The 24,388-nt window shown below is 68.1% G+C and carries 21 protein-coding genes; 11 read left to right on the plus strand and 10 right to left on the minus strand.

Annotation, left to right across the window (positions count from 1 at the left end; translation table 11 throughout):
• Positions 1-260 precede the first annotated feature (260 nt).
• Together KT882_RS29285 and KT882_RS29290 are read left to right on the plus strand one after the other, a co-directional pair.
• On the plus strand, positions 261-728 hold the full coding sequence (locus KT882_RS29285) for a KGG domain-containing protein (RefSeq protein ID WP_161070913.1): 468 nt from the start codon (positions 261-263) through the stop codon (positions 726-728).
• A gap of 54 nt (positions 729-782) precedes the next feature.
• Positions 783-1,298: a hemerythrin domain-containing protein gene (locus KT882_RS29290; RefSeq protein WP_161070914.1), complete on the plus strand. Its 516-nt coding sequence runs from the start codon at positions 783-785 to the stop codon at positions 1,296-1,298.
• Between the two features lie 86 nt (positions 1,299-1,384).
• Here the strand turns inward: KT882_RS29290 and KT882_RS29295 are convergent, their stop codons facing one another.
• Positions 1,385-2,545, minus strand: a complete 1,161-nt coding sequence (locus KT882_RS29295; RefSeq protein WP_161070915.1) for a zinc-dependent alcohol dehydrogenase — start codon at positions 2,543-2,545, stop codon at positions 1,385-1,387.
• Between the two features lie 195 nt (positions 2,546-2,740).
• Entirely contained in the window at positions 2,741-3,664 is a 924-nt protein-coding gene (locus KT882_RS29300; RefSeq protein ID WP_228893967.1) for a LysR family transcriptional regulator, read from the minus strand.
• Positions 3,665-3,767: 103 nt separating this feature from the next.
• On the opposite strand from KT882_RS29300, the gene KT882_RS29305 reads away from it, so the two are divergent.
• The 5 genes from KT882_RS29305 (at position 3,768) to chrA (ending at position 8,917) form a co-directional block, all read left to right on the plus strand.
• Positions 3,768-4,883, plus strand: a complete 1,116-nt coding sequence (locus KT882_RS29305) for an alkene reductase (RefSeq protein ID WP_228893968.1) — start codon at positions 3,768-3,770, stop codon at positions 4,881-4,883.
• Positions 4,884-4,899: 16 nt separating this feature from the next.
• Positions 4,900-5,595 (plus strand): SDR family oxidoreductase, encoded by a 696-nt coding sequence (locus tag KT882_RS29310; protein WP_228893969.1) that lies wholly within the window; start codon positions 4,900-4,902, stop codon positions 5,593-5,595.
• Positions 5,596-5,602: 7 nt separating this feature from the next.
• Entirely contained in the window at positions 5,603-6,001 is a 399-nt protein-coding gene (locus KT882_RS29315) for a VOC family protein (protein WP_228893970.1), read from the plus strand.
• Between the two features lie 73 nt (positions 6,002-6,074).
• Positions 6,075-7,580 carry a serine hydrolase domain-containing protein gene (locus KT882_RS29320; RefSeq protein WP_161070919.1) on the plus strand — a complete coding sequence of 502 codons (1,506 nt, stop codon included), beginning with the start codon at positions 6,075-6,077 and terminating at the stop codon, positions 7,578-7,580.
• Complete coding sequence (gene chrA, locus KT882_RS29325; RefSeq protein WP_228893971.1) at positions 7,577-8,917, plus strand: chromate efflux transporter; 1,341 nt, start codon at positions 7,577-7,579, stop codon at positions 8,915-8,917. The genes KT882_RS29320 and chrA overlap by 4 nt, the downstream gene beginning before the upstream one ends.
• Here the strand turns inward: chrA and KT882_RS30710 are convergent.
• The 8 genes from KT882_RS30710 to KT882_RS29385 form a co-directional block, all read right to left on the minus strand.
• Positions 8,839-10,719: a DAHL domain-containing protein gene (locus KT882_RS30710; protein ID WP_267478631.1), complete on the minus strand. Its 1,881-nt coding sequence runs from the start codon at positions 10,717-10,719 to the stop codon at positions 8,839-8,841. The two genes, chrA and KT882_RS30710, sit on opposite strands and share 79 nt — an antisense overlap.
• A complete protein-coding gene (locus tag KT882_RS29345; protein ID WP_228893972.1) occupies positions 10,716-11,678 on the minus strand; it encodes a cytochrome-c peroxidase in 963 nt (320 codons plus the stop codon). The genes KT882_RS30710 and KT882_RS29345 overlap by 4 nt, the downstream gene beginning before the upstream one ends.
• A 22-nt stretch (positions 11,679-11,700) precedes the next feature.
• The gene (locus KT882_RS29350; protein WP_161070923.1) at positions 11,701-13,845 is read right to left on the minus strand and encodes an EAL domain-containing protein; all 2,145 of its coding nucleotides are present in this window, start codon (positions 13,843-13,845) and stop codon (positions 11,701-11,703) included.
• 22 nt (positions 13,846-13,867) lie between these two features.
• On the minus strand, positions 13,868-14,257 hold the full coding sequence (locus tag KT882_RS29355; RefSeq protein ID WP_228893973.1) for a response regulator: 390 nt from the start codon (positions 14,255-14,257) through the stop codon (positions 13,868-13,870).
• A gap of 70 nt (positions 14,258-14,327) precedes the next feature.
• Positions 14,328-14,948, minus strand: coding sequence for a response regulator transcription factor (locus tag KT882_RS29360; RefSeq protein WP_161070925.1), 621 nt, complete (start codon positions 14,946-14,948; stop codon positions 14,328-14,330).
• Positions 14,945-17,032 (minus strand): sensor histidine kinase, encoded by a 2,088-nt coding sequence (locus KT882_RS29365; protein ID WP_228893974.1) that lies wholly within the window; start codon positions 17,030-17,032, stop codon positions 14,945-14,947. The genes KT882_RS29360 and KT882_RS29365 overlap by 4 nt, the downstream gene beginning before the upstream one ends.
• Positions 17,033-17,208: 176 nt before the next feature.
• Positions 17,209-19,023 carry a DAHL domain-containing protein gene (locus KT882_RS30715; RefSeq protein WP_267478632.1) on the minus strand — a complete coding sequence of 605 codons (1,815 nt, stop codon included), beginning with the start codon at positions 19,021-19,023 and terminating at the stop codon, positions 17,209-17,211.
• A complete protein-coding gene (locus tag KT882_RS29385; RefSeq protein ID WP_228893975.1) occupies positions 19,020-19,946 on the minus strand; it encodes a cytochrome-c peroxidase in 927 nt (308 codons plus the stop codon). Before KT882_RS29385 ends, KT882_RS30715 begins: the two co-directional genes overlap by 4 nt.
• Positions 19,947-20,108: 162 nt before the next feature.
• Between KT882_RS29385 and KT882_RS29390 the strand changes: the two genes are divergently transcribed.
• From KT882_RS29390 to KT882_RS29405, 4 genes are all read left to right on the plus strand, one after another.
• Positions 20,109-21,614, plus strand: a complete 1,506-nt coding sequence (locus tag KT882_RS29390) for a DUF4331 domain-containing protein (protein WP_228893976.1) — start codon at positions 20,109-20,111, stop codon at positions 21,612-21,614.
• 7 nt (positions 21,615-21,621) lie between these two features.
• Positions 21,622-21,876: a hypothetical protein gene (locus KT882_RS29395; protein ID WP_228893977.1), complete on the plus strand. Its 255-nt coding sequence runs from the start codon at positions 21,622-21,624 to the stop codon at positions 21,874-21,876.
• 69 nt (positions 21,877-21,945) lie between these two features.
• Positions 21,946-23,232, plus strand: coding sequence for a hypothetical protein (locus KT882_RS29400; protein WP_228893978.1), 1,287 nt, complete (start codon positions 21,946-21,948; stop codon positions 23,230-23,232).
• Positions 23,229-24,386, plus strand: a complete 1,158-nt coding sequence (locus tag KT882_RS29405; RefSeq protein WP_161070932.1) for a HupE/UreJ family protein — start codon at positions 23,229-23,231, stop codon at positions 24,384-24,386. Before KT882_RS29400 ends, KT882_RS29405 begins: the two co-directional genes overlap by 4 nt.
• Positions 24,387-24,388 lie beyond the last annotated feature (2 nt).

Below are 24,388 nucleotides of genomic sequence, written 5' to 3' on the forward strand. Positions count from 1 at the left end.
TGCCAGGAAAGCGAATAGATCAGCGCTTCCTTAACGCTGTTAGGTCCTTGATTTATAAGGGGGCTCATTCAAGTTTCTTTTCCGACGTAACACTGCGCTTACCCTGTCTGTTACGCCCGAATGAAAACCGGAACAGTATAGCCCAAGGCCATTCTCCTACGGGCTGCGCGCCCGGACGCCTACAAGCTGCACGGTTTGGCCACCCTAAGATGGTCTCGCTTCCACATTCTTCGGAGCGCTAAACTACACAGGAGATCACCATGGCATCGAATCAACATACCGGCTCGTCGGGCAAATCCAGCAAAGACGGCGACACCGGCTCAGGCAAGCAAGGTAGCAAATCCGAATCCGGCAAAGGCAGCAGCGGCGGCGGAAGCGGCGGCAACAGCCAAAGCGGCGACACCAGCAATCGCGGCTTCGCCTCCATGGATCCGGAGCAGCAGCGCGAGATTGCGGCAGAAGGCGGCCGCGCCGCCCACGCTTCCGGCAACGCGCACGAATTCACGCCGGAAGAAGCGCGCAAGGCCGGCGCGATGAGCCACAAGAACGACGGCAACCAGCAGAGCGATTCGGGCCAAAGCGGCTCGCGCTCGGGATCCGGCGGGAATCAATCCGGCGGGAATCAATCCAGCAACAAGCAGTCCGCCAGCAAGGATACCGATAGCGGTTCGGGCAGCAAGTCTTCGGCCTCGAAATCCGGCAGCGACTCCGGCTCCCGTTCCAAATAACCATCCCATTCCGGCGCCGCAAGGCGCTGCTCAACGCTTAACCAAGGAGCCACCATGAAAGCCACTGACAAGGCAGAGGCAGCCATGCCCCAAAAAATCCCCACCGCGCAGGGCGAAATCGACGCGATCTCGTTGCTGACGCAGGACCACGCCAACGTGAAAGCCATGTTTGAGCAGTACGAAGAACTCGGCGACCGCGCCCTCGCTTCAAAGAAAAAACTGGCGCAAAAAATCTGCATCGAACTGACCAAGCACGCTACGGCCGAGGAGGAAATTTTCTATCCCGCCGTGCGCCAGGCCAGCGGCGAGAATGAAGACCTGATCGACGAGGCGACAGTGGAGCATGCCTCTGCCAAAGAGCTGATCGTGCAGATCCTGTCCATGGAACCCGGCGACGAGCTGTACGACGCAAAGATCAAAGTTCTGTCCGAGCAGATCGAACACCATGTGAAGGAGGAAGAAGGCGAGATGTTCCCCAAAGCGCGCAAGGCAAAGCTGGATCTGGTGGCGCTGGGCGAAGCGATCGAGGACCGCAAGGCCGAGATCGAGGCGCCGGCGATGCCTCAATAAGGCCACGGGAGGCAAGGTCGCCGCCGGCCATACCAAGGCCGGCAGCGACAAGGGCGCCGGAGGCGGCGCCAAGCCCCCCCCAAGCACTAAGGGCGGAGCACAATCTTCCGGCAGTTGTCTTCCTTCTTGTCGAACATCTTGTAGCCCTGGGCGGCTTCCGCCAGGGGCAGGCGATGAGAAATGATCACTTCCGGACTCAGCTTGCCCTCTTCGATAAAGGCCAGCAGCTCGGGCATAAAGCGCTGCACATGGGTTTGCCCCGCCTTGAATCCTATCCCCTTTTCAAACGCGTCGCCGAACAGGAATCCATGGATGAAGCCGGCGTACAGCCCCGGCACGCTCACCATCCCGCCGCGCCGCACGGCGGCGATGCACTGGCGCAAGGCTTTGCCGCTGCTGCCTTCCAGTTTCAGCGCCGTCAGCGTGGTCTCCACCGCACTGCCCTTGGCTTCAAACCCCACCGCATCGATGGCTGCATCCACGCCCCGGAAATGGGTGTTTTCGATGATGACTTCGGCCGGATCCACTTCGTCGAAATTAATGGGGATGACGCCATACGTGGCACGGGCAAATTCCAGGCGGTAAGGATGGTGATCCACCATGAAGATCTGCTCCACGCCCAGCATGCGCGCGCTCGCCGCAGCCATCTGTCCCACCGGACCTGCGCCGAAGATAGCCAGCGACGACCCCTTGCCCACGCCTGCGTTAAGCACCGCCTGATAGCCGGTGGGTAAGATATCGCTCAGGAAGAGCACCTTCTCATCCTCAAGCGTGGCCGGGATCTTGATCGGGCCGACGTTCGCCTTGGGCACGCGCACATATTCCGCCTGGCCGCCGGGCACGCCGCCATACATGTGGCTGAAGCCGAACAGCGCGGCGCCGGAGCGCAGGGACTTCTTGTTCATAATGGTGCCGCGATCGGGGTTGGTGGTCTCGCATGCCGAATACAAGCTCATATCGCAGAAGAAGCAGCTGCCGCAGGCAATGACGAAGGGCACGACGACGCGGTCGCCCTTTTGCAGCGCGGTCACAGCGGGGCCGGCCTCCACCACCACGCCCATGAACTCGTGGCCCATGATGTCGCCCTCCTTCATGCCCGGCACCTTGCCGCGATAGAGGTGCAGATCGGAGCCGCAGATGGCGGTGGCGGTAATCTGGATAATGATGTCGTCGGGCTCCTGGATCACGGGGTCCGGAACGGTGTCGACTTTAACGTCGTGGGCGGAATGGTAAACAAGGGCACGCATCTGGGTCTCCGATCATGGTTTGGCGGGCGCACTTGCGCCCTACGGACTTCGATCTTGCATGAGCTGTCCGCACCGCCATATCAGCGCTTGCGCCGCACACAGGTAGGACTGGGCTGAGTTCCTGGATGACGCACGCGGCGCCGTTTCACTGTGCCCACTGCGCGCGTTTGCCTGACCTTGCCCAAGCGCAGCGGATTAGCCCAGCAGGGATTCCAGCTCGGCGCCCGCTTTGGCGAAGCGTTCGGTCAGGAAATCCAGCAGGGCGCGCACGCGCGGCGCCATGTAGCGGGTTTGCTGGTATAGCGCATGCACCGGCGCGTCCGGCGTGCGCCACTCGGGCATCAGCACTTGCAGCCGGCCGGCCTGCAAGTCGGCGCCGATGTCCCAGACCGACTTCATGGCGATGCCCTGGCCCTTGATCGCCCACTCGCGTGCGACGGCGCCGTCATTGGTTTCGCGCGCGCCTGCGGCCGGCACGATAAACGATTCCACCTCTCCATCGCGCTCGAAGTGCCATTCATTCACCATGCCCGGCGCGGTGACCAGCGCGATGCAGTCGAAGCGGTGCAGGTCGGCCGGATGCGCTGGCGTGCCGTGGGCCGCCAGGTAGGCGGGGGCCGCGCACAGCACGCGGCGGTTGAACGCCAGCGGCCGCGCCACCATGGAGCTGTTCTGCGGCACGCCGAAGCGTATGGCGAGGTCCAGGTCGTCCTGCAGCAAATTGGCAACCGCATCGCCAAGGATCAAGGCCAGCGTGATCTGGGGATAGAGCAGGTTGAACTCTTCCAGCCATCCTTGCAGCACATGGCGGCCAAAATCGGATGTGGCGGCGATGCGCAGCTTGCCGCTGACGGCGCTGCGGCCGGCCTGCAGCGCGGCGTGGGCGTCGTCCAGCGCGCCAAGGGCATGGCGGCAGTGCTCCAGGTAGAGGGCGCCTTCGGCGGTCAGGCGCAGCTGGCGCGTGGTGCGCTCGAACAGCCGCGTGTTCAGCGCCGCTTCGAGTTTCAGCAAACGGGCGCTGGCGGCGGCGGGCGACAGCCCCAGCTTGCGCCCGGCGGCCGACAGCCCGCCCAGGCTGGCAGCCTCGACAAACAGGCGGATGTCACCGAGATTGTCCATCATTATTCCAAAATTTTTGATAATTGTTCAAATGTTAGCCCAATTATCAATTCGTTGCCCCGTCCGCATAATGAATCCAGTCAAAACCTCTCTGGAGTCTTCCATGCAATCGATCCCGCAGCTTTCCGCTCCCCTCACCCTGGGCGACATCACCCTGCCGCACCGCATCGTGATGGCGCCCATGACGCGCGCCCGCAGCTCCCAGCCCGGCGATGTGCCCAACGCCCTGAACGCGGCTTACTACGCGCAGCGCGCCTCGGCAGCCCTGATCGTCTCCGAGGCCTCGCAAGTTTCGCCGCAGGGCAAGGGCTATTCCTTTACGCCGGGGATCTACAGCAAGGAGCAGGTGCGCGGCTGGCGCCTGGTGACCAATGCCGTCCACAAGGCCGGCGGCCGCATCTTCTTGCAGCTGTGGCACGTGGGCCGCATGTCCCATCCCGACTTCCACGGCGGCGCGCTGCCGGTGGCGCCGTCCGCCGTGCCGTTCCAAGGCCAGATCTGGAAGGTTGATGCGGACACGGGGATCGGCGCCATGGTGGACTGCCCCACCCCGCGCGAGCTGGAGCGCGCCGAGATTGCCGCCATCGTCAACGACTTCCGCATCGGGGCGCGCAACGCCATCGAGGCCGGCTTCGACGGTGTCGAAATTCACGGCGCCAACGGCTACCTGATCGACCAGTTCCTGCGCACCACGTCCAACGTGCGCACCGACGAATACGGCGGCACGCGCGAGAACCGCCTGCGCTTCCTGAAAGAAGTGGTCGACGCCGTCGCGGACGAAGTCGGCGCGCAGCGCACGGCGATCCGTCTGGCGCCCTTCCTCACCGCGCGCGGCATGGACTGCCCGGACATCCTGCCGACCATCCTGGACGCGGCCGCCTTCCTGCAAGAGCGCGGCATCGCCTACCTGCACCTGGTGGAAGCGGACTGGGACGACGCGCCCGAATTCACCGAGACCTTCCGGCAGGAGCTGCGCGCGCGCTTTGCCCGCCCCATCATCGTCGCGGGCAATTACGACAAGGCGCGCGCCGAGTGGGTGCTCGGTCACGGCTATGCCGACCTGGTCGCATTTGGCCGCCCCTTCGTCGCCAATCCCGACTATCCGCGCCGCCTGCTGCAAGACCTGCCGCTGGCCGAATTCGACGGCGCCACGCTGTTCGGCGGCACGGAGCGCGGCTATACGGATTACCCATCGCTGCCGCTGGCGGCAGCAGCCTGAACTGAGGAGAGCAATCATGAAAAACACGACTGTAGTAGTCATCGGCGGTTTGTCCGGCATAGGCCGCGCAGTGGCGGAGCAGGCTGCAGCGGAAGGCGCGCGCGTCATCGCCGCCGGCCGCCGCGCGGCGCCCGCCGATTTTCCAACATCGATAAGCACCGCCCACGTCGACATCAGCGACGACGCATCGGTGGCCCGCCTGTTCGACAGCATCGGCCCCTTCGACCACCTGGTCGTCACGGCAGGCCCGGTGATCGCGTCGGCCAAGCTGGCGGACTTGAATGTGGCCGACGCCATCGCCGCCTTCAACGTTAAGTTCTTTGGCCAGATGCGCGTTGCGCAGCGCGCCCTGGGCAGCATCAACCGCGCCGGTTCCATCACGCTGACTTCCGGCCTGCTGTCGCGCAAGGCGGTGCCCGGCGGCCTGGTGAAGGCCGCCATGAACGCCGCCACCGACATCATGGCCAAAACGCTGGCCAAGGAACTGGCGCCGCTGCGCGTCAACGCCGTCAGTCCCGGCATGGTGGAAACCGGCATGTGGGGAGATTTGAGCGAGGCGGACCGCAAGGCCATGGCGGCGCGCGCCGGCGCCAGCATACCGGTGGGCCGCGTCGGCCAGGGCAGCGATCTGGCGCAGGCCTACCTGATGCTGATGCAGAACGGCTTCATGACCGGCAGCGTGGTCGATGTGGACGGCGGCGGCTTGCTGTAAATCCGCCATGCAGCTCGATCACGTCACCATCGTCGCGCCGGACTGCGCGCCATTGCGCCGCTTCTTCGTCCATGTGGCCGGCATGGAAGAGGGCGCGCGGCCGGCCTTCGGCGTAGGCGGCCACTGGCTGTATCTGGATGGCCGGCCGGTGCTGCACCTGATCGAGCGGCCCGATGCGCAGTCCGGCCCGCGCACGGCCATCGCGCGGGCGCCGGCCCGCATTGACCACCTGGCGCTGCGCTTGGACAGCGCAGCCGAGTGGCAGGCCTTGCTGCGGCGCCTGGATGAATACCAGGTGCCGTATCAGCTGTCCGATATGAGGGCGCTGCGGGAGCAGCAGCTGTTCGTCGCGCTGGGGCCGGAAATCACGGTGGAGTTCGTGATAGCGGCTCAGCATTTGGGTTAGCTTCAGAATCGTGCTACTTTCGCATGGCGTGAAAAAGCATTTTCCTGAAAATAGCCCAATCAGAGGAACCGGTATGTCTCCAATCAAGCTTTCCGTCATGATTTTCGCCGCTGCCGCCGGGGCATGCGCGCCGGCCCTGGCCAACGAACAACGCGACGCGGCGCTGTTCGCCAAGGTGGACGCGATCTTTGCCGACTATGCGCTGGACCAGCACGTCCCGGGCCTGGTGTACGGCATCGTCGCCGACGGCAAGCTGGCTTATGTGCGCGGCATGGGCGTGCAGGACCTGGACAGCAAGCGCCCGGTCACGCCCGATACGCTGTTCCGCATCGCCTCCATGACCAAGGCCTTCACCGCGCTCACGGTGCTCAAGCTGCGCGACGACGGCAAACTGCAGCTCGACGCGCCGGCCGAAAACTATATCCCTGAGCTGAAGGCCTGGAAGTATCCCACCCAGGACTCGCCCCGCATCCGCGTGCGCGACCTGCTGAACCACACGGCCGGCCTGGTCACTGACGATCCCTGGGGCGACCGCCAGACGCCGCTGCCCGAAGCCGAGTTCACCAAACTGCTGCGCGGCGGCGTCCCGTTCAGCAATGCGCCCGGCATCACCATGGAGTATTCCAACCTGGGCTACGCCATGCTGGGCCGCATCATCGGCAACGTCTCCGGCAAGCCGTATGCGGACACCATCTCCGCCACTTTGATGCGCCCGCTGGGCATGACATCGACCGGCTTCGTGGCCGACGCCGCCCCGCGCGAGCGCCGCGCGCAAGGCTACCACTGGGCGGACAATGCGTGGACGCTGGAGCCCACCATGGCCCACGGCGCGTTCGGCGCCATGGGCGGCGTGCAGACCAGCGCCGTGGACTATTCGAAATGGGTGGCCTATCTGCTGTCGGCGTGGCCGCCGCGCGACGGCGCCGACGCCGGCCCGGTGCAGCGCGCCACGGTGCGCGAGCTGGCGCAGGGCTCCAACTTCCCGCACGCGAACGCGCGCCAGGGCCATACCGGCGCGGACAGCTGCCGCCAGGCGTCGGCCTACGGCATGGGCATGATCGCGGCCACCGACTGCGAACTGGGCACGGCGCTCAGCCATGGGGGCGGCTATCCCGGCTACGGCTCGCACGTGCTGCTGCTGCCGGAACAGGGCGTGGGCATTTTCGCCTTCACCAACCGCAGCTACTCGGGTTCGTCGGTGCCGGTATGGGATGCGGCGATGGTGCTCAGCAAGGGCGGTTTCCTCAAGCGCCGCAGCACGGCAGCCAGCGCGGACCTGGCCGCCGCCTACCGCAGCGCCGGCGACATCTACCAGCAGGGCGACGTCAGCGCCGCCGCAGGCCAACTGGCCATGAACTTCCTGATGGACGCCGACGCGGCAAGCTGGCGCCGCGAACTGGCCAGCCTGAAGGCCAAGGTCGGCAACTGCGACACCTCGGCCCCGATCGGCGCCAGCGGCGCCCTGGCCGGCGAGTTCGTCTGGCGCTGCGAGCATGGCAGGGTGGCCGGCAGCGTGCTGCTCACGCCCACCTCGCCGCCGCGCATCCAGGCTTTGTCGCTGCAGCAGAAGAAGCCATGACGGTAGCGCCGGCCCCAGCGCCCGTCAGCTTCGGCGAGGCGCTCCGTTTCTGGCTCAAGCTGGGTTTCATCAGCTTCGGCGGGCCGGCCGGGCAGATCGCCATCATGCACCAGGAGCTGGTCGAGCGCCGCCGCTGGATTTCGGAGCGGCGCTTCCTGCACGCGCTGAACTACTGCATGCTGCTGCCCGGCCCGGAAGCGCAGCAGCTGGCCACCTATATCGGCTGGCTGATGCACCGCACCCGGGGCGGCGTGGCGGCGGGCGCGCTGTTCGTGCTGCCGTCGCTGCTCATCCTCATCGGCCTGTCCTGGATCTATATGGCCTTCGGCGACCTGCCGCTGGTGGCTGGCCTGTTCTACGGTATCAAGCCCGCGGTCACCGCCATCGTGCTGCAGGCGGCGCACCGCATCGGCGGCCGGACGCTGAAGAACGGCTGGCTGTGGGGTATCGCGGCCGCGTCCTTCACCGCCGTTTTCGCCGCCGGCGTGCCCTTCCCCGCCATCGTGCTGGCGGCGGCGCTGGCCGGCTACGCGGGCGGACGCTATTTGCCAAAGCAGTTCCAGGCCGGCGGAGGCCACGGCGCGGCGCAGCAGTCCTATGGCCCGGCGCTGATCGACGACCACACGCCCACGCCGGCGCACGCGCGCTTCCGCTGGCGCGCGCTGGCCGGCATCGCTGCCACCGGCGCGGCGCTGTGGGCCGTGCCCATGGCGCTGCTGGCGGCCTGTTTCGGCTGGCAGCACACGCTGACGCAAATGAGCTGGTTCTTCACCAAGGCCGCCCTGCTCACCTTCGGCGGCGCCTACGCGGTGCTGCCCTATGTCTACCAGGGGGCGGTGGACCACTACGGCTGGCTCAGCGCCGCGCAGATGATGGACGGTCTGGCGCTGGGCGAAACCACGCCCGGCCCGCTGATCATGGTGGTGGCCTTCGTCGCCTTCGTGGGCGGCTACGCCAAGGCCGCGCTCGGGCCGGGCTTGCTGTTCCTGGCCGGCGCCGCAGCGGCCGCGCTGGTGACCTGGTTCACCTTCCTGCCGTCCTTCCTGTTCATCCTGGCCGGCGGCCCGCTGGTCGAATCCACGCACGGCGACCTGAAGTTCACCGCGCCGCTGACGGCCATCACCGCCGCCGTGGTGGGCGTGATCGTCAACCTGGCGCTGTTCTTCGGCTACCACGTGCTCTGGCCGCCGGGCTTTGCCGGCCGCCTGGACTGGCCGGCCGCGTTGATCGCGCTGGGCGCGGCGGTGGCGCTGCTGCGCTACAAGGCCGGCGTCATGCCGGTCATCGGCGCCTGCGCGCTGGCCGGGCTGGCGCTGCGCCTGGCGGGCTGGGCGTAAACCTCCGTCCGCTGCCGCAGCGGCAGCGTGATGCGGAAGCGGCTACCCGCCCCGGGCGCGGTCTCGACATCGATGCGGCCGTGGTGGTTCTGCACAATGCCGTAGGACAGCGACAAGCCCAGCCCCGTTCCCTTGCCGATGGGCTTGGTGGTGAAGAAGGGATCGAAGATGCGCGGCAGCACCTCGTCCGAGATGCCGCAGCCGTTGTCGCCCACTTCGATCCAGGCCTGCTGGTCCGCCACGCCGGTGCGGATGGTGATCAGGCCGCGCAGCGGCCCCACTGCGTGGCTGGCATTCACCAGCAAATTCATGAACACCTGGTTGAGCTGGGACGGCATGCATTCAATCTCCGGCAGCGCGCCGTATTCCTTGCGCACATCGGCCACCTTGCGCACTTCGCTGGCGATGATGTTGAGCGTGGAGTCGATGCAGCGGTGCAGGTCGGCCCATTCCCACTGTTGCAGCGAGTCGGTGCGCGAAAAGTCCTTCAGCGACTGCACGATCTTGCTCACGCGGCCCATGCCATCGCGCGATTCGGCCATCATCACGGGAATGTCGGCGCGCAGATAGTCCAGCTCCAGCCGCACCCGCTGCGCCCGCATGCGCGCCGCCAGTCCGGGCACGGGCGCCATGGCCGGTTCCGCGTCCTGGTAGATGGACAGCATTTCGAATATGCGCTCCAGGTACTGCTCCAGCATGTCGGCATTGGAGGCCAGGAAGCCGAGCGGGTTGTTGATCTCGTGCGCCACGCCGGCCGCCAGCTGGCCGATGGAGGCCAGCTTTTCCGACTGCACCAGCCGTCCCTCCAGCTGCTTGCGCTCGGCCATCTCGCTTTGCAGCTGGCCGTAGGCGCCCTCCAGTTCGGCGGTGCGCTCGTGCACCGCCGCCTCCAGCCCCTCGTTGGCCTGCCGCAGCTGGCCGTTGACGCTGTTGATGATGGCGTGGCTGCGGATCAGGCGCCAGGCCGCGTACAACAGCAGCGCCGCCAGCGCGGCCGACAGCAGCAGCAGGTAGCGCCTGTGCTGCTGCATCTGCAGCGCATTGCGCTCCTGACCTCGGTTGAGCAGGGTGCTGATGCGGTCCATGTGCGCGGCGGTGGGCACGGCGGCGATGCGGTCCAGCAGATCCTGCACTTTCTGGCATTCGCGCAGCACCGTGCGCACGTGCACCACGAACAGGCGCAGGGCGCCGGCCAGGTCCGCCGGAAGCGTGTCCTGGCTGGCCATCATGCCGGCCAGCGCGCGCTCAAAGCCTGCCTGGTCAAAGCGGGCGCCGTCCTCGAACATGAGCACCTGCAGCAGCACCTTGCGGACCCCGGCCTCGGTGCGCATGAAACGCAGCGTGCCCCCCCGGCCCGGCTGGCTGTAACGCTCGGCCAGCGCGGCAATATCGTCGGCTGCGACCGGCAGGAAAGCCATGGAGTTGCGCAGGACGGCATTGTGCGACTTGAACGACTCGATCAACGCAGCCTTGCGCCCCAATTCGCGTTCCAGCGCCGCCACGCCGGCGGCCAGCTCCGCGCCGCCGTCCCGGTCCGGCGCGCCCGGCCGCGCATTGAGCTGGTGCGGCAAGGCGTCCAACTGCGGCAGCGGTTCGGCCAGCGCATCGTAGCTCTGGTTGATGCCCAGCTTGGACTTCATCGCATCGAGTTCCCATTGCGCGTCCAGTTGCCTGATCTGGCGCAGCCGCGCCACGTTCTCGAAGTAGGCCGGCGCGTCGTTGCCCGGCGCCTGCCGGTACAGGAACAGCAGCGCGCCGGACAGCACCAGCCCCAGTGCCGCGAGAGGCAGGGCGGCTTTCATGGCTGGCCCGCCGGCTGCGCGTTCAGCGTGGCGAGGAACTGCGCGATGAGCGCCTTGTCCTCGGGACTGCCGGGCCGTCCCAGCTGGTACTTGAACATGATGTCGATGGCTTGTTCCAGGGTGGCGGCCGAGCCGTCGTGAAAATAGGGCGCGGTGCGCGCCACGTTGCGCAGGCTGGGCACCTTGAACACATAGCGGTCCTCCTCGCTGCCGGTCAGTGCGTAGCGGCCACTGTCCTGCCGGGCGGCGGCGCCGCGCCGTCCCGCGTAGTCCTCCATCACGCCGAACTTCTGGAACATATTGCCGCCCACATTCACGCCCTGGTGGCAGGCCACGCAGCCGTACTGCTTGAAGCGCGCATAGCCGGCCCGCTCAGCCGCGCTGAGCGCGCCGTGCTCGCCGCGCAGGTAGCGGTCGAAGCGAGAATTGGGGGTGATCAGGGTGCGCTCGAACGAGGCCAGCGCGTGCTCGATGTTGGCGCGCGTGACGCCGTCCTTGTAGGCGGCGGCGAAACCGCTGCGGTAGCCCGCGTCCTGCTGCACCTTGCGCACCACGTCCGGCCAGCGCGATCCCATTTCCGCCGGGTTCTCCACCACCAGGCCGATCTGCGCCTCCAGCGTGTCGGCGCGGCCGTTCCAGAACTGCTTGAAATTGAGCGCCGCGTTGAGCACCGTGGGCGCGTTCAGCGCGGCCGGCTTGCCATCCAGGCCGAGCGACACGCCACGGCTGTCGGCGCCGCCGCGCGCCAGGTCGTGGCAGCTGGCGCAGGACACCCGGCCGTTGACGGACAGGCGCGGATCGCTGAACAGGCGGCGCCCCAGCGCGGCCTGGGCCGGGTTCTGGCGCAGCGACTGCGGCACCGGCTGGATCGGCTCGCCGGACGGGCCGGCCAGCGCCGGCGCGCACACCAAAGCCAGCGCGGCGGATAGGAAACGAGAGGCAAAACGGCTGGCGGACATGGCGGTCTCACGTGGCCTGGGCTCAGGCGCACAGCGCGTCGCCGGCGCTCGACAGCCCATGCAGCTGCCAGTAGTGGCGGAAAGCGGCGCGGATATTCTCGCGCAGCATATTGTTGTCCCAGGGCTTGGTGTAGAAGCGGTACAGCGAGCCCCGGTTGATCGAGTCCATGATGGTGGCCAGGTCGGTGTAGCCGGACAGGATGATGCGGAAGGTGTCCGGATACATGCCCTTGATCTTGTCGAGCAGCTCGGTGCCGCTCATCTCCTCCATGCGCTGGTCGCACATCACCAGCTGCACCTCGTGGCGCGCCAGCATTTCAAAGGCCTGGGCCGCGCCATTGGCCGTCAGCACGCGGTAGCCGTCCTGGCGCAGCAGGCGCTGAAGGGCCGACAGCACATGCGCCTCGTCGTCGATCAGCAGCAGGGTGCGCACGGGCGCGCCGCCCGCGGCCGGTGCGGGCAAGCCGGCCGCGCTCAGCAGCAGGTGCTGGAACTGCATGGCAGGCAGCGGGCGGCTGAAGACATAGCCCTGGATCTGGTCGCAGCGGCGGCGCGCCAGGTAGGCCAGCTGCGCCTCGGTCTCCACCCCCTCGGCCACCACCTCCAGGCCCAGGCTGTGCGCCATGGCGATGATGGCGTCCACCAGCGCGGCGGCGCCCGGGTCCACCGTGACCTCGCGGATAAAGGCGATGTCGATCTTGAGCACGTCCACCGGGAAGCGCTTCAAGTAGGCCAGGCTGGAATAGCCGGTGCCGAAATCGTCGATGGCCACCTTGACGCCCATGGTCCGCAGCGCGGCAAGGCTGGTGGCGGTGCGCTCGGTGTCGTCCATCAGCGCGCTCTCGGTCACCTCCAGGGACAGCAGCCCGGGCGCAATGCCGTGCGCCGCGATGGCTTCCGCCACCGTGTGCTGCAGCTGGTTGTCGGAGAACTGGCGGCTGGCCACGTTGACGGCCACCGGCACCGGTCCCTCGGGGCGGGCCGACCACAGCGCGATCTGGCGGCAGGCCGTGTCGATGATCCAGGCGCCCACTTCCACGATCAGGCCGGTCTCCTCCAGCAGCGGGATGAAGGCCGACGGCGCCACCGCGCCATGGCCAGGACGGTTCCAGCGCAGCAGCGCCTCGGCGCCGGCCATGCGGCCGCTGGCCACGTCCACCTTGGGCTGGTAGTACAGTTCGAATTCGCCGTTGACCACCGCCTGCCGCAGCGCGCGCTCGAACTCGAAGCGGCGCTGCGCCTGCACGTCCATGGCGTCGGTGAAGAAGCGGCAGTTGCCCTCGCCGCCCTGCTTGGCGTGGTGCAGCGCGGTGCTGGCGTATTTCATGAGGGTGGCGGCGTCGGCGGCGTCGGCTGGATGCAGCGCGATGCCGATACTGGTCGTCAGCCGCGCCTCTCCTTGCGCCAGCTGGAAGGGCTGGGTGCAGCAGTGGCGCACCTGCTCGGCCACCTGCTGCGCGTCGAGCGGCGTGGCCAGGCCGCCCAGCGCGATGGCGAATTCGTCGTTGCCGAATCGGCTCACTACGCTGCCGGCCGGCGCGGCTTGCTGCAGGCGCTGGGCGAACTGGCTCAGCAGCCCATCGCCCGCCGCGTGGCCCAGGGTGTCGTTGACGCGCGCAAAACCGTCCAGGTCCAGCATCAGTACGGCGCTGGCCCGGCCACCAATAGCCGCCAGCATCTGCTCGAGCGAACGCTGGAACAGGGCGCGGTTGGGCAGGCCGGTCAGCGCATCGTAGCAGGCCAGGCGGGCGCCCTGGTCGCGCGTGCCGGTGTACAGCAGGCGCACTTCCAGCAGGTTGCGGATGCGCGCCAGGATCTCGCCATGGTCGAAGGGCTTGCAGACGAAGTCCATCACGCCGGCGTCCAGCGCGCGCTGCTTGTGCTCGGGGGCGGCCGTCACCGCCAGCACCGGCAGATACTCGCCCGCCTCCACCTCTTTCAGTCCCGCCAGCACTTCGAAGCCATTCATGAAGGGCATGTTCAGGTCCAGCAGGATCAGGTCGTAGCGGTGCAGGCGGTGCAGCGCCACCACTTCGCGCGGGTCGTTGGTGGAGGCAACGCGGGTGTAGCCCGCGTACTCCAGCATGGCCTTCAACAGCAGCACGTTGGCGGGACGGTCGTCGACGATCAGGATGCCGGCCTGCTGCAATTCGGACAAGCTTGCCATGATGTTCTCCAGTGTTGTTGTTTTATTCCCAGCCGCTGCGGGCGGCGGCTATCGCCTCCAGCAGTTCCAGGTCGTTCATCGGCTTGAGCATGTAGGCCAGCGCGCTGCCGCGCTGTACGCGCGCCTGGATCTCCGGCGAGTGCTGGCCGGTGACGGCAATGACGCCGGTGCGTGGCGCCACTTCCGCCAGGTGCTGCTGCACTTCGAAGCCGGACATGTCCGGCATGTGCAGATCCAGCACTACGCAGTAAGGGGCGCCGGCGCCGTCGTCGCGCAGCGCCGCCAGCAGCGCGGCGCCGCCGTCGTAGCCGCAGGCCGGAATGCCGGCCGCGCGCAGCAGCCGCAGCAGCGCCCGGCGGATGGCGGCTTCGTCGTCCACGACGGCTACCCAGGGATGTATTTTGGTGTCCATGAGTAGCAAGATAACGCGCCGGCGGGCGGCGCGATATTGGACCTTGGCCCAACGCGGCCGGTTTCCGGTCTCAGTCCTGCGCGCCGCGCAGCCTGTCGGCCAGGCGCACCAGCGCGGTCAGCGAGCGCACCTGCATCTTCGCCATCACGCGCGCGCGGTGCACCTTGACGGTCTTTTCCACCGTCCCCAGTTCGGCCGCCACCTGCTTGTTGAGCAGGCCCTCGATCAGCAGCGCCATCACCTCGCGCTCGCGTGGGGTCAGGCTGTCGTAGCGGGCGCGCAGCTCGCCGCGTTCGGCGTCCTCCGCGCACCGCTGGGCATTGAGCACCAGCGCGGCCTGCACCGCCGCCACCAGCTTGTCGCCGTCCACCGGTTTGGTCAGGAAGTCGAAGGCGCCGTGCTTCATGGCGAGCACGCCGCTGGCGATGTCGCCGTGGCCGGTCAGGAAGACCAGCGGCAGCAGGCTGCCCTGCCCGGCCAGCGCCTGCTGCAAGGCCATGCCGTCCATCTCCGGCATGGCCAGGTCCAGCACCAGGCAGCCGGGCGCCGCCGCGCTGCCGCTGGCGAGGAAGGCCTGGGCCGACTCATAGGGCGCCACGTCGAAGCCGGCCGAGGCCAGCAAGCGCGCCAGCGCCTTCAGAATGGCGGGCTGGTCGTCGACCAGGAATACCCGGGGCGGAGGGGCACTCATGGCGCCGCCGTTTCCGCAGCCGCCGCCAACGGCAGGCGCACATGGAAGCTGGCGCCGCCGTCCGGATTGTTCTCGGCCCACAGCTGGCCGCCGTGCGCCGCCACGATGCTGCGGCAGATCGACAAACCCAGGCCCATGCCGCTGTCCTTGGTGGTGTAGAACGGCGCGAACACCTGGTCCAGCGCGTCATTCGGGATGCCGCTGCCGCAGTCGGCGATGCTGATACGCAACCAGCCCTCGTCATCCAGTCCGGTGCGCACGCCGATCGCCCTGGCGCCGGCGTCCGTCATGGCCATGGCGTCGACGGCGTTCATGAGCAGATTGATCAGCACCTGCTGCAGTTGCACGCTGTCGGCCAGCACGTGCGCATCCTCCGCACCCAGTACCGTCGACAGCGCCACGCCGTGGCTGAGCAGATCGTTGCGCAGCAGGCGCAGCACCTCGATCACCAGCGGGTTCACGGCGGCCGGCTGCAGCGGCGTCTCGCGCTTGTCGAACAGGCGCCGCAGCCGGCGGATAATCTCGCCGGCGCGCTGGTCCTCGGCCACGATGTCGGCCAGGATGTCGCCCACCTCGTCCAGGTCCGGCGTGGCCTGGCGCAGGAAGCGCTGCGCCGCCTGGGCGTTGCTCAGGATGGCCGTCAGCGGCTGGTTCAGCTCATGGGCCAGCGCGCCGGACAGCTCGCCCAGCGTGGCCACGCGCGCCAGGTGCGTCACTTCGCGCTGCTTTTGCTGCATCGCCAGCTCGGCCAGCTTGCGCTGCGTGATGTCGAGGGCCACGCCGCGCACCAGCCGCGGCTTGCCGTCGCCGCCGGTCTCGCAGCTGCCGCGCGAAGCCACCCAGCGCAGGCCGCCCTGCGGCAGCGCGACGCGGTACTCGATTTCATAGCGTTCGCCGGTGTCGGCCAGCGCCAGCACGCGCCGCACGGCGGCGCAGTCGTCCGTGTGCACGCGCTGCAGCAGCGCCGCCACCGAGATTTGTTCGGACGGGAGGAAACCGAACAGCTCGCGCCAGGACGACGACACCCAGACCTTGCCCTGCACCAGGTCGCGCACCCAGATGCCCAGGCGCGCCGCCTCGGCCGCCAGCGCCAGCTGCTGCTCGCTCTCGCGCCGCTCGGCCTGGGCGGTGCGCACCGAGGCGGCTGCCTGCTGCAGGGCCAGGCCCAGTTCATTGGCCTCGCGCAGCGCCAGCGGCGGTATCTCCGGCACCACGCCGGCCGCCACCGCCGCCGCCGGCCCTGCCAGCGCCTGCACCGAGCGCGCAATACCGCCGCCGATGCGCCAGGCCAGCCCCAGACCGGCCGCCAGCGCGGCCAGGGTGGCCACGATCAGCCAGGCCAGCGAGCGGCGCAAGCCGGCCGTCAGCTCGTCCAGCGGAATGCCCAGCGCCACGCTCCAGCGGCTGGTGGCCGAGCGGCTGAACACGCTGTACACCGGGATGCCGTCCAGCGTGGTGGTCTCGAAGCCGCCCTCGTCGGCCAGCGCCAGCTGGCGCTGCAAGGCCGATGTGGTGGGACGGCCAACAAAACGTTCGATGTCGTGGCTGCGCGCGGCGATCTTGCCGCTGCCGTCGACGATGGCGACCCGCCAGGTGCGAGGGAGCGAGCGCTCCGCCAGCAGCCCCGCCAGACGGGCCGGCGTAGCGGTGGCGTTCAAGGTCATGGCGGCGTCTGCGCCGCGCCGGATTGGCACGCCGATGGTGTAGATCAGTTGCCCGTCCACCGGGGAGGGGAACAGATCGGACACGCCGGGCCGGCCGGTGGCCAGGATGCGCTTGAGCAGCGGCGCGCTGGCCAGCTTGGGCAGCCGCTCGCCGTAGGGCCGACGGGTGGACAGCAGCAGGCGGCCGTCCGGGTCGATCAACACGATGCCGTCGGCGTGCATATCGGCCTGCGCCTCGACGGCGCGGCTGTGGAAGCCGGCCAGGTCGCCGCGCTGCAACTGGTGGGAGGTGCCGAGCGCCAGCAGCGCGGCCTCGGTGCGGGCAAAGCCGCTGTCGACAGCGGCCATGATGGCGCGCGCCTGGGTAACCGTGCTGGCCAGAAGCTGCGCGCGTTCGCGGGTGTAGAAATCGACTATCAAGAATGCAGCCACTACGGCCATGGGCAAAATGCAGCCAATGACAAGCAAAGCGAGGCTGGCGCGCACGCCGATAGCTTGCCTGCGGGGAGAACGCTGCTTGCGCGAGCGCATGGGTGGTGCACCTCCTGCTGGCGAAGACGACGCTACGATTCTATTGCAGAACCAGCGCCGCGTGGCTATATTTCGCCGCTCCGCCGTAGCGGCAATGAAACGCGGAAGGTGCTGCCCTTGCCCGGTTCGGACTGCACGTCGATGCGGCCCTGGTGCTGCTGCACGATGCCGTAGGTGAGCGCCAGGCCCAGGCCCGTGCCCTGGCCTATGTCCCTGGTGGTAAAGAAGGGATCGAAAATGCGCGGCAGCACCTCGGCCGCCATGCCGCAGCCGTCGTCCGCCACCTCGAGCCAGGCCTGGCCGCCCACAGTCCCGGTGCGCAGCGTGATGCGGCCGCGCTGCGTCCCCATGGCCTGGCTGGCGTTGAGCAGCAGATTCACCACCACCTGGTTAAGCTGCGCTGGCATGCATTCGACCGGCGGCGGCGCGCCGTAGTGTTTGTCCACGACAGCGGCCTTGTCCACGTCGGCCGCGACGGAGTGCAGCGCGGCGTCGACGCAGCCGTTCAGGTCCGCCAGCTCCCAGCGCTGCTGCGCGGCGCTGCTGGCGAACTCCTTGAGCGCCAGCACGATCTTGCTGACCCGCCCCATGCCCTCGCGCGATTCGTCCAGCATGGCCGGAATGTCCTCGCGCAGATAGGCCAGCTCCAGCCGCTCGCGCTTTTCCTTCAGGCGCGCCGCCACGTCGGCCGATCCGGCCATGGCCAGCTCGGCCTCCTCGTAGGCGGCCAGCATGTCGAACATGCGTTCCAGGTAGCGCTCCAGCATGGCCGAATTGGCCGCCAGGAAGGCCAGCGGATTGTTGATCTCGTGCGCCACGCCCGCCGCCAGCTGGCCTACGGAGGCCAGCTTCTCCGACTGCACCAGCCGCCCTTCCAGCTGCTTGCGCTCGGCGATCTCGGTGTGCAGCTGGCCGTTGGCGCGCAGCAGTTCGCCGGTGCGTTCGCGCACCGCCGCCTCCAGTCCCTCGTTGGCCTGGCGCAGCTGCTGGTTCACGCGCTGGATGATGGCGTGGCTGCGCACCAGGCGCAGCGCCGCGTACAGCAGCAGCGCCGCCAGCGCGGCCGAGAGCAGCAGCAGATACAGGCGGTGCCGCTGCATCTGCACCGTGTCGCTCTGCTGCCGCGCGCTCAGCAGGTCGCCGATGCGGTCCAGGTGCTGCTCCACCGGCGCGGCCACGATGGCCGCCAGCAGATCACGCACGGCGCGCTGTTCGCGCAGCACCGTGCGCGCATGCACGCCCAGCAGCTCCAGGCGCTGCGCCAGCTGCGGCGGCAGGCCGCGCGTGCCGGCCGACAGCACGGCCAGCGCAAGTTCCATGTCGAACAGGGTTTCGTCGCTGGCGTTCTCGTTGTGCACCAGCGTGGCCAGCAGCACCTTGTTGGCGGCCACGCCCGCCTGCCGCAGTCCGCCCCGGCCGGCGCCGGATGCGCCAAGCTCCACGATGTCGCCGGTGGCGGCCGGCAGATAGGCCAGCGAATTGCGCAGCACCGCGTTGTGCGACTTGAACAGCTCTATCATGGCCGCCTTGCCCGCCAGCTCACGCCGCAGCGCCGCCACGCCGGCGGCCAGCGCTTCGGTGGAGGCGTCGCCGGACCGGAGCGGCGGCAGGCGGACCTGCTGCGGCAGCGCTTCAAGCTCGCGCTGGGTGGCCACCAGCGCATCGTAATTCTGGTTCATGCCCATGCGGGACTTCATCACGTCCAGCTCCCAGGTCGCATCCAGCTCCTTGATCTGGCGCAGCAGCGCCACGTTGCCGGCATAGCTGGACGCGTCGTAGTCCCTGGCATCCTGGTACAGATACAGCAGCGCGCCGGCCAGCAGCGCGGCCAACAAGGCAAACGGCAGCCAGCCGCGCGCCGCGCGCCGCCAGCCCTTCATGGCTGCGCTCCGGGCGGCGCGGACAGCGTGGCGAGGAACTGGGCGATCAGTGCCTGGTCCTCCTTGCTGCCGGGGCGGCCCAGCTGGTAGCGGAACATGATGCCGATCGCCTGCTCCAGCGTGGCGGCCGAACCGTCGTGCAGATAGGGCGCGGTGCGCGCCACGTTGCGCAGGCTGGGCACCTTGAAGCGCCTGGCGGCGACGTCCCGGTCCGGGTAGGCCTCCATCACGCCCAGCTGCTGGTACATATTGCCGCCCACGTTCACGCCCTGATGGCAGGCGACGCAGCCGGCCTGCTTGAAGCGCGCATAGCCTTCGCGCTCGGCGGCGCTGATGGCGCCGTAGTCGCCGCGCAGGTAACGGTCGAAACGCGAACCGGGCGTGGTCAGCGTGCGCTCATACGCGGCGATGGCCTGCTCGATATTGGCCCGCGTTACGCCGTCGCGGAAGGCGGCGGAAAAGCCGCGCCGGTAGTCCGCGTCCTGCTCCACGGTGCGCAGCACATCGGCCCAGCGCGCCGCCATTTCCGCGGGGTTCTCGATGGCGCTGCCGGCCTGCTGCTCCAGCGTGGCGGCGCGGCCGTCCCAGTAAAGGCGGAAGTTGAAGGCGGCATTGAAGACGGTGGGCGCATCGAGCATGCCGGGACGGGGCTGCGCCTGCGTCCGCGTCTGCGCTGCGGCGGGATTGTGGCAGGCGGCGCAGGACTGCCGCTTGTCACCGGACAGGCGCGCATCGCTGAACAGGCGCCGCCCCAGCGCGACCTTGGCCGGATCCTGCCGCGCGGCCTGGGGCAAAGGCAGGATCGCCTCGCCTGCGGGCGCCGCCAGCGCGCCATGCAGCCCCGCAAACACGCAGCACACCGCCAGGCCGGCACGGACACGGCTGGCTGGCTTGCGTTTGGAAAGCTGCTCTGATGGGCGCATATGCGAACCGCCTCCTTGCTGCCGGATCATCCGACCTCGATTGTATTAAACAAAATGCACCATGTCGCAGATTAATTTCACAATTTTTGAATCCGATCCGCTCCCCTCTCCGTATATGCCTGTGCAGCACTTCGAAGACCACCTACATAAAGGGGAATTAGCATGGCAACTAACCAGAAGTACCCGCTGCGGGCTGCCTTGATCGGCAGCCTGATGGCCATTGCACTAGCGCCTGCAGCGTTCGCATCCAGCCACCGGGAAGCGCCCTTCATCACCAAGAATCCCAAAGTGGACGCCACCGATTTCTATATGTTCCGCAGCTATGAGCCGGGACGAGAGAAATTCGTCACCCTGATCGCCAACTACGTGCCGCTGCAGGATGCCTACGGCGGCCCGAACTACTTCGCCATGGATCCGGACGCGTTGTACGAGATCCACATCGACAACAACGGCGACGCCAAAGAGGATCTCAGCTTCCAGTTCCGCTTCAGCAGCACCAACAAGGACACGCAGCTCACCGTGGGCGGCAAGAAAGTGTCCATCCCGCTGGTCATCAATGGCGGCGCGGTGAACGACGTCAATCCGGCCGGCCTGAATGTGCGCGAGACCTACACCGTGGCCGTGGTGCGCGGCGACCGCCGCAGCGGCGCCCGATCCTCGGTGACCAACGCGTCCGGCGGCAGCGCCACCTTCGACAAGCCGGTTGACAATATCGGCAACAAATCAATACCCGACTACGCCGCCTACTCGGCCAAGCATATGTACGCGGTGAATATCCCCGGCTGCGCCACCCCGGCCCGCATGTTCGTCGGCCAGCGCAAGGATCCCTTCGTGGTCAACCTGGGCGAGACCTTCGACCTGATCAACATCAAGGCGCCCGCCGTCGAGTTCCTGGCCAGCGCCGAAAAGAACGCCAGGGACGACCTGGCGCTCAAAAACGTCACGTCGATCGAACTGGAAGTGGCGGCCGACTGCCTGACCGCATCGGCCACCGGCGGCGACCCCGTCATCGGCGGCTGGACCACCGCCAGCATGCGCCAGGGCCGCCTGCTGAACCCCACGCCGGGCAGCGCTGTCGGATCATCCAGGGAAGGCGGCGCGTGGACGCAGGTGTCGCGCCTGGGCGCGCCGCTGGTGAACGAGGTGGTGATCGGCCTGAAGGACAAGGACCGCTTCAACCACAGCAAGCCTTCCGGCGACAGCCAGTTCGCCGACTACGTCACCAACCCCACCCTGCCCGCGCTGGTGGAAATCCTGTACGGCAGCGCCGGCGCCAAGGCGCCGACCAACTTCCCGCGCAACGACCTGGTGGCGGCCTTCCTCACCGGCGTGAAAGGCCTGAACCAGCCCGCCACCGTCACCGCCTCCGAAATGCTGCGGCTGAACACCTCCATCGCTCCCACGCCCAGCGGTGCACAGAAGCGGCTGGGCGTAATCGACGGCGACAACGCGGGCTTCCCCAATGGCCGCCGCCCCGGCGACGACGTGGTGGATATCGCGCTGCGCGTCATGATGGGCAAGCTGTGCACGCTCAACCTGGGCTGCACGCCGGCCGACGCCCCGGCCGGCGCCTTGCGCTTCACCGACGGCGCCTACCTCGACGAGACCTTCGTCACGGCCGGCTTCCCCTACCTGAAGACGCCGCTGGCCGGCTCGCCGCAGAAGTAAGGAGAGCATGATGAAAACACTGACCCGTATCACGCCTTGCGCGCTGGCGCTGACGCTATTGCTGGCCGGCTGCGGCAGCGGCGGCGGCGACTCCGGCAGCGTCACCACGCCGCCCCCGGCGCCGCCGCCCGTCGCCATGCTGGACGCGTTCTATTCGGCGGTGCTGGCCATTATCGCCACGTCCCCGGAAGACAAGGAGCCGGTGGAGATCGACAGCGTGGCCGTTACCACGCCGGACAACACCGATCCGGTGGCCAACTAGGCAAGCAGTCCTCCCCGCGCCGTGCCCAAACCCTGCACGGCGCGGGGCTTACACAGAAATGGCAAGATCATGACCAGCATCCCCCTATTCCTGGGCGCCGCCCTCGCCGCCACGCTCTCGCTGCAAGCGCCGCCGGCACGGGCCACGCCCCACCTCCCCAGCGCCGGGACCGACGTCATCGAAGCGCTGCCGCGCCGCAGCGACCCGCAGCAACTCGAACTGCGCCGCCTGCGGCTGCAGCTGATGGCCGCGCCGCGCAACGCGGAGCTGGCTGCGGCGCTGGCGCAGCGCTATATCGGCATCGGCCGCAGCGAGTCCGATCCGCGCTACTTCGGCTACGCGCAGGCTGCGCTGGCGCCGTGGTGGAAGGAGGCGGCGCCGCCGGCCGCCATACGCCTGTTGCGCGCCACGCTGCTGCAAAACATCCACCAGTTCCCTGCAGCCATGGCGGACCTCGACGGCGTGACGGCGGCCGAGCCGTCCAACGCCCAAGCCTGGCTCACCCGCGCCACCGTGCAGACCGTGCTAGGCCAGTACAGCGCGGCCACGGCCAGCTGCGCGCGCCTGTCCACGCTGGCGGACCAGTTGTCCAGCATCACTTGCCTGACCAATGTGTCGGGCCTGACCGGCCGCCTGCTCAAAAGCGACATGCTGCTGGCCACCACTTTGCAGCGCAGCACGAACGCGGAGCCGGGCATGCAAGCCTGGTCACTGACGCAGCTGGCGGAAATGGCGGCGCGGCGCGGCGACGCTCCGCTGGCCGAAACGCGCTACCAGGCCGCGCTGAAACTGGCGCCGCGCGACAGCTACCTGCTGGGCGCCTACGCCGACTTTCTGCTCGACCGGCAGCGCGCCGCCGACGCTGCGGCGCTGACCAAAGAGCACCGCCGCATCGACGGCCTGCTGCTGCGCCATGCGCTGGCGCTCAAGCAGCAGCAAGCGCAGCGGCAGCGCCAAGGACAGCGTCCCTCGTCCGAGCTCCAGGAACAGCTGGCGGCGGACACCCATGAACTCCAGGCGCGCTTCGACGCCGCCGCCCTGCGCGGGGACAGCGTGCACCAGCGCGAGCAGGCCCGCTACGAACTGCATTTGAGCGGCAATGCGAAGGCCGCGCTTTCGCTGGCGCAGCGCAACTGGGCGGTGCAGAAGGAACCGGCCGATCTGCGCATCCTGCTTGAGGCGGCGCTGCAGGCCGGCGACCGCGCCGCCGCCGCCCCCGCGCTGGCGTGGATGGCGCAAACCGCGCTGGAAGACGCCGCCATCCAGCCGCTCGCTGCGCAGCTCAGGCCAGCCGCAGCCACAACGCCTGCCAGCCGGCCGGACGTGCCGCGCCTGGCCGCGAGGATGCAGCCATGATGCGCCTGCTTATGGCCTGCCTGCTGCTGTGCTGCGCCGCCGGCCCGGCCGCCGCCCACAAGCCCAGCGACAGCTACCTGGTGCTGCGCGCGGGCGGCCAGCATATCGACGGCCAGTGGGACATCGCCCTGCGCGACCTGGACTACGCGATAGGCCTCGACAGCGACGGCGACGGCCAGCTGACCTGGGACGAGATCCGCGACCACCACAGCCAGATCGCTGCCTATGCGCTGTCCCGGCTGTCGCTGGCGGCGGATGGAGAGACGCAGGCCGCATGCACCATCACCGCCGGCGATCAGCTGATCGACCGCCACAGCGACGGCGCCTACACCGTGCTGCGCTTCCGCGCCTACTGCCCCACGGCGCCCGCCGCGCTGCGTATCCGCTACAGCCTGTTCGCCGACACCGACCCGCAGCACAAAGGCCTGCTGCGCCTGGAGCACTCGGGCGCGGCGGATGCGGCATCCGCCGACACCACCAGCGCCATCTTCGGCAGCGGCCAGCAAGAGCAGGTGATACAGCTGGTCCAGCCCGCGCGGCTGGCCCAATTCGCCGCCTATGTGAAGCACGGCGTGTGGCATATCTGGATAGGCCTGGACCACATTCTGTTCCTGCTGTCGCTGCTGCTGCCCGCTGTACTGGTGTGGAAAGACCATTCCTGGCGCGCCGCGCCTGAATTGCGCGGCACCGTCATCGACGTACTGAAGACCGTCAGCGCCTTCACGCTGGCGCATTCCATCACGCTCAGCCTCGCCGCGCTGGACCTGGTAACGCTGCCTTCGCGCCTGGTGGAATCCGTCATCGCGGCTTCCGTCATCGCGGCTGCGTTGAACAACCTGGCGCCCATCGTGCGTTCCAAGCGCTGGGTGGGCGCGTTCGCCTTCGGCCTGATACATGGATTCGGTTTCGCCAGCGTGCTGGCGGACCTCGGCCTGCCGCAAGGCTCGCTGCTGCTGTCGCTGCTGGGCTTCAACGCCGGCGTGGAGCTGGGACAGCTGGCCATTGTGGCCGCCTTCCTGCCGCTGGCCTTCCTGTTGCGCGCCACCTGGTTCTACCGCCAGGTGGTATTCGTGGGCGGTTCCGCGCTGATCGTGCTGACCGCCAGCATGTGGCTCAGCGAACGCGCTTTCGACATCAAACTGGCCGCCCTTTGAAC

The sequence above is a fragment of the Pseudoduganella aquatica genome (assembly GCF_020865585.1).
Taxonomy (GTDB): Bacteria; Pseudomonadota; Gammaproteobacteria; order Burkholderiales; family Burkholderiaceae_D; genus Rugamonas; species Rugamonas aquatica_A.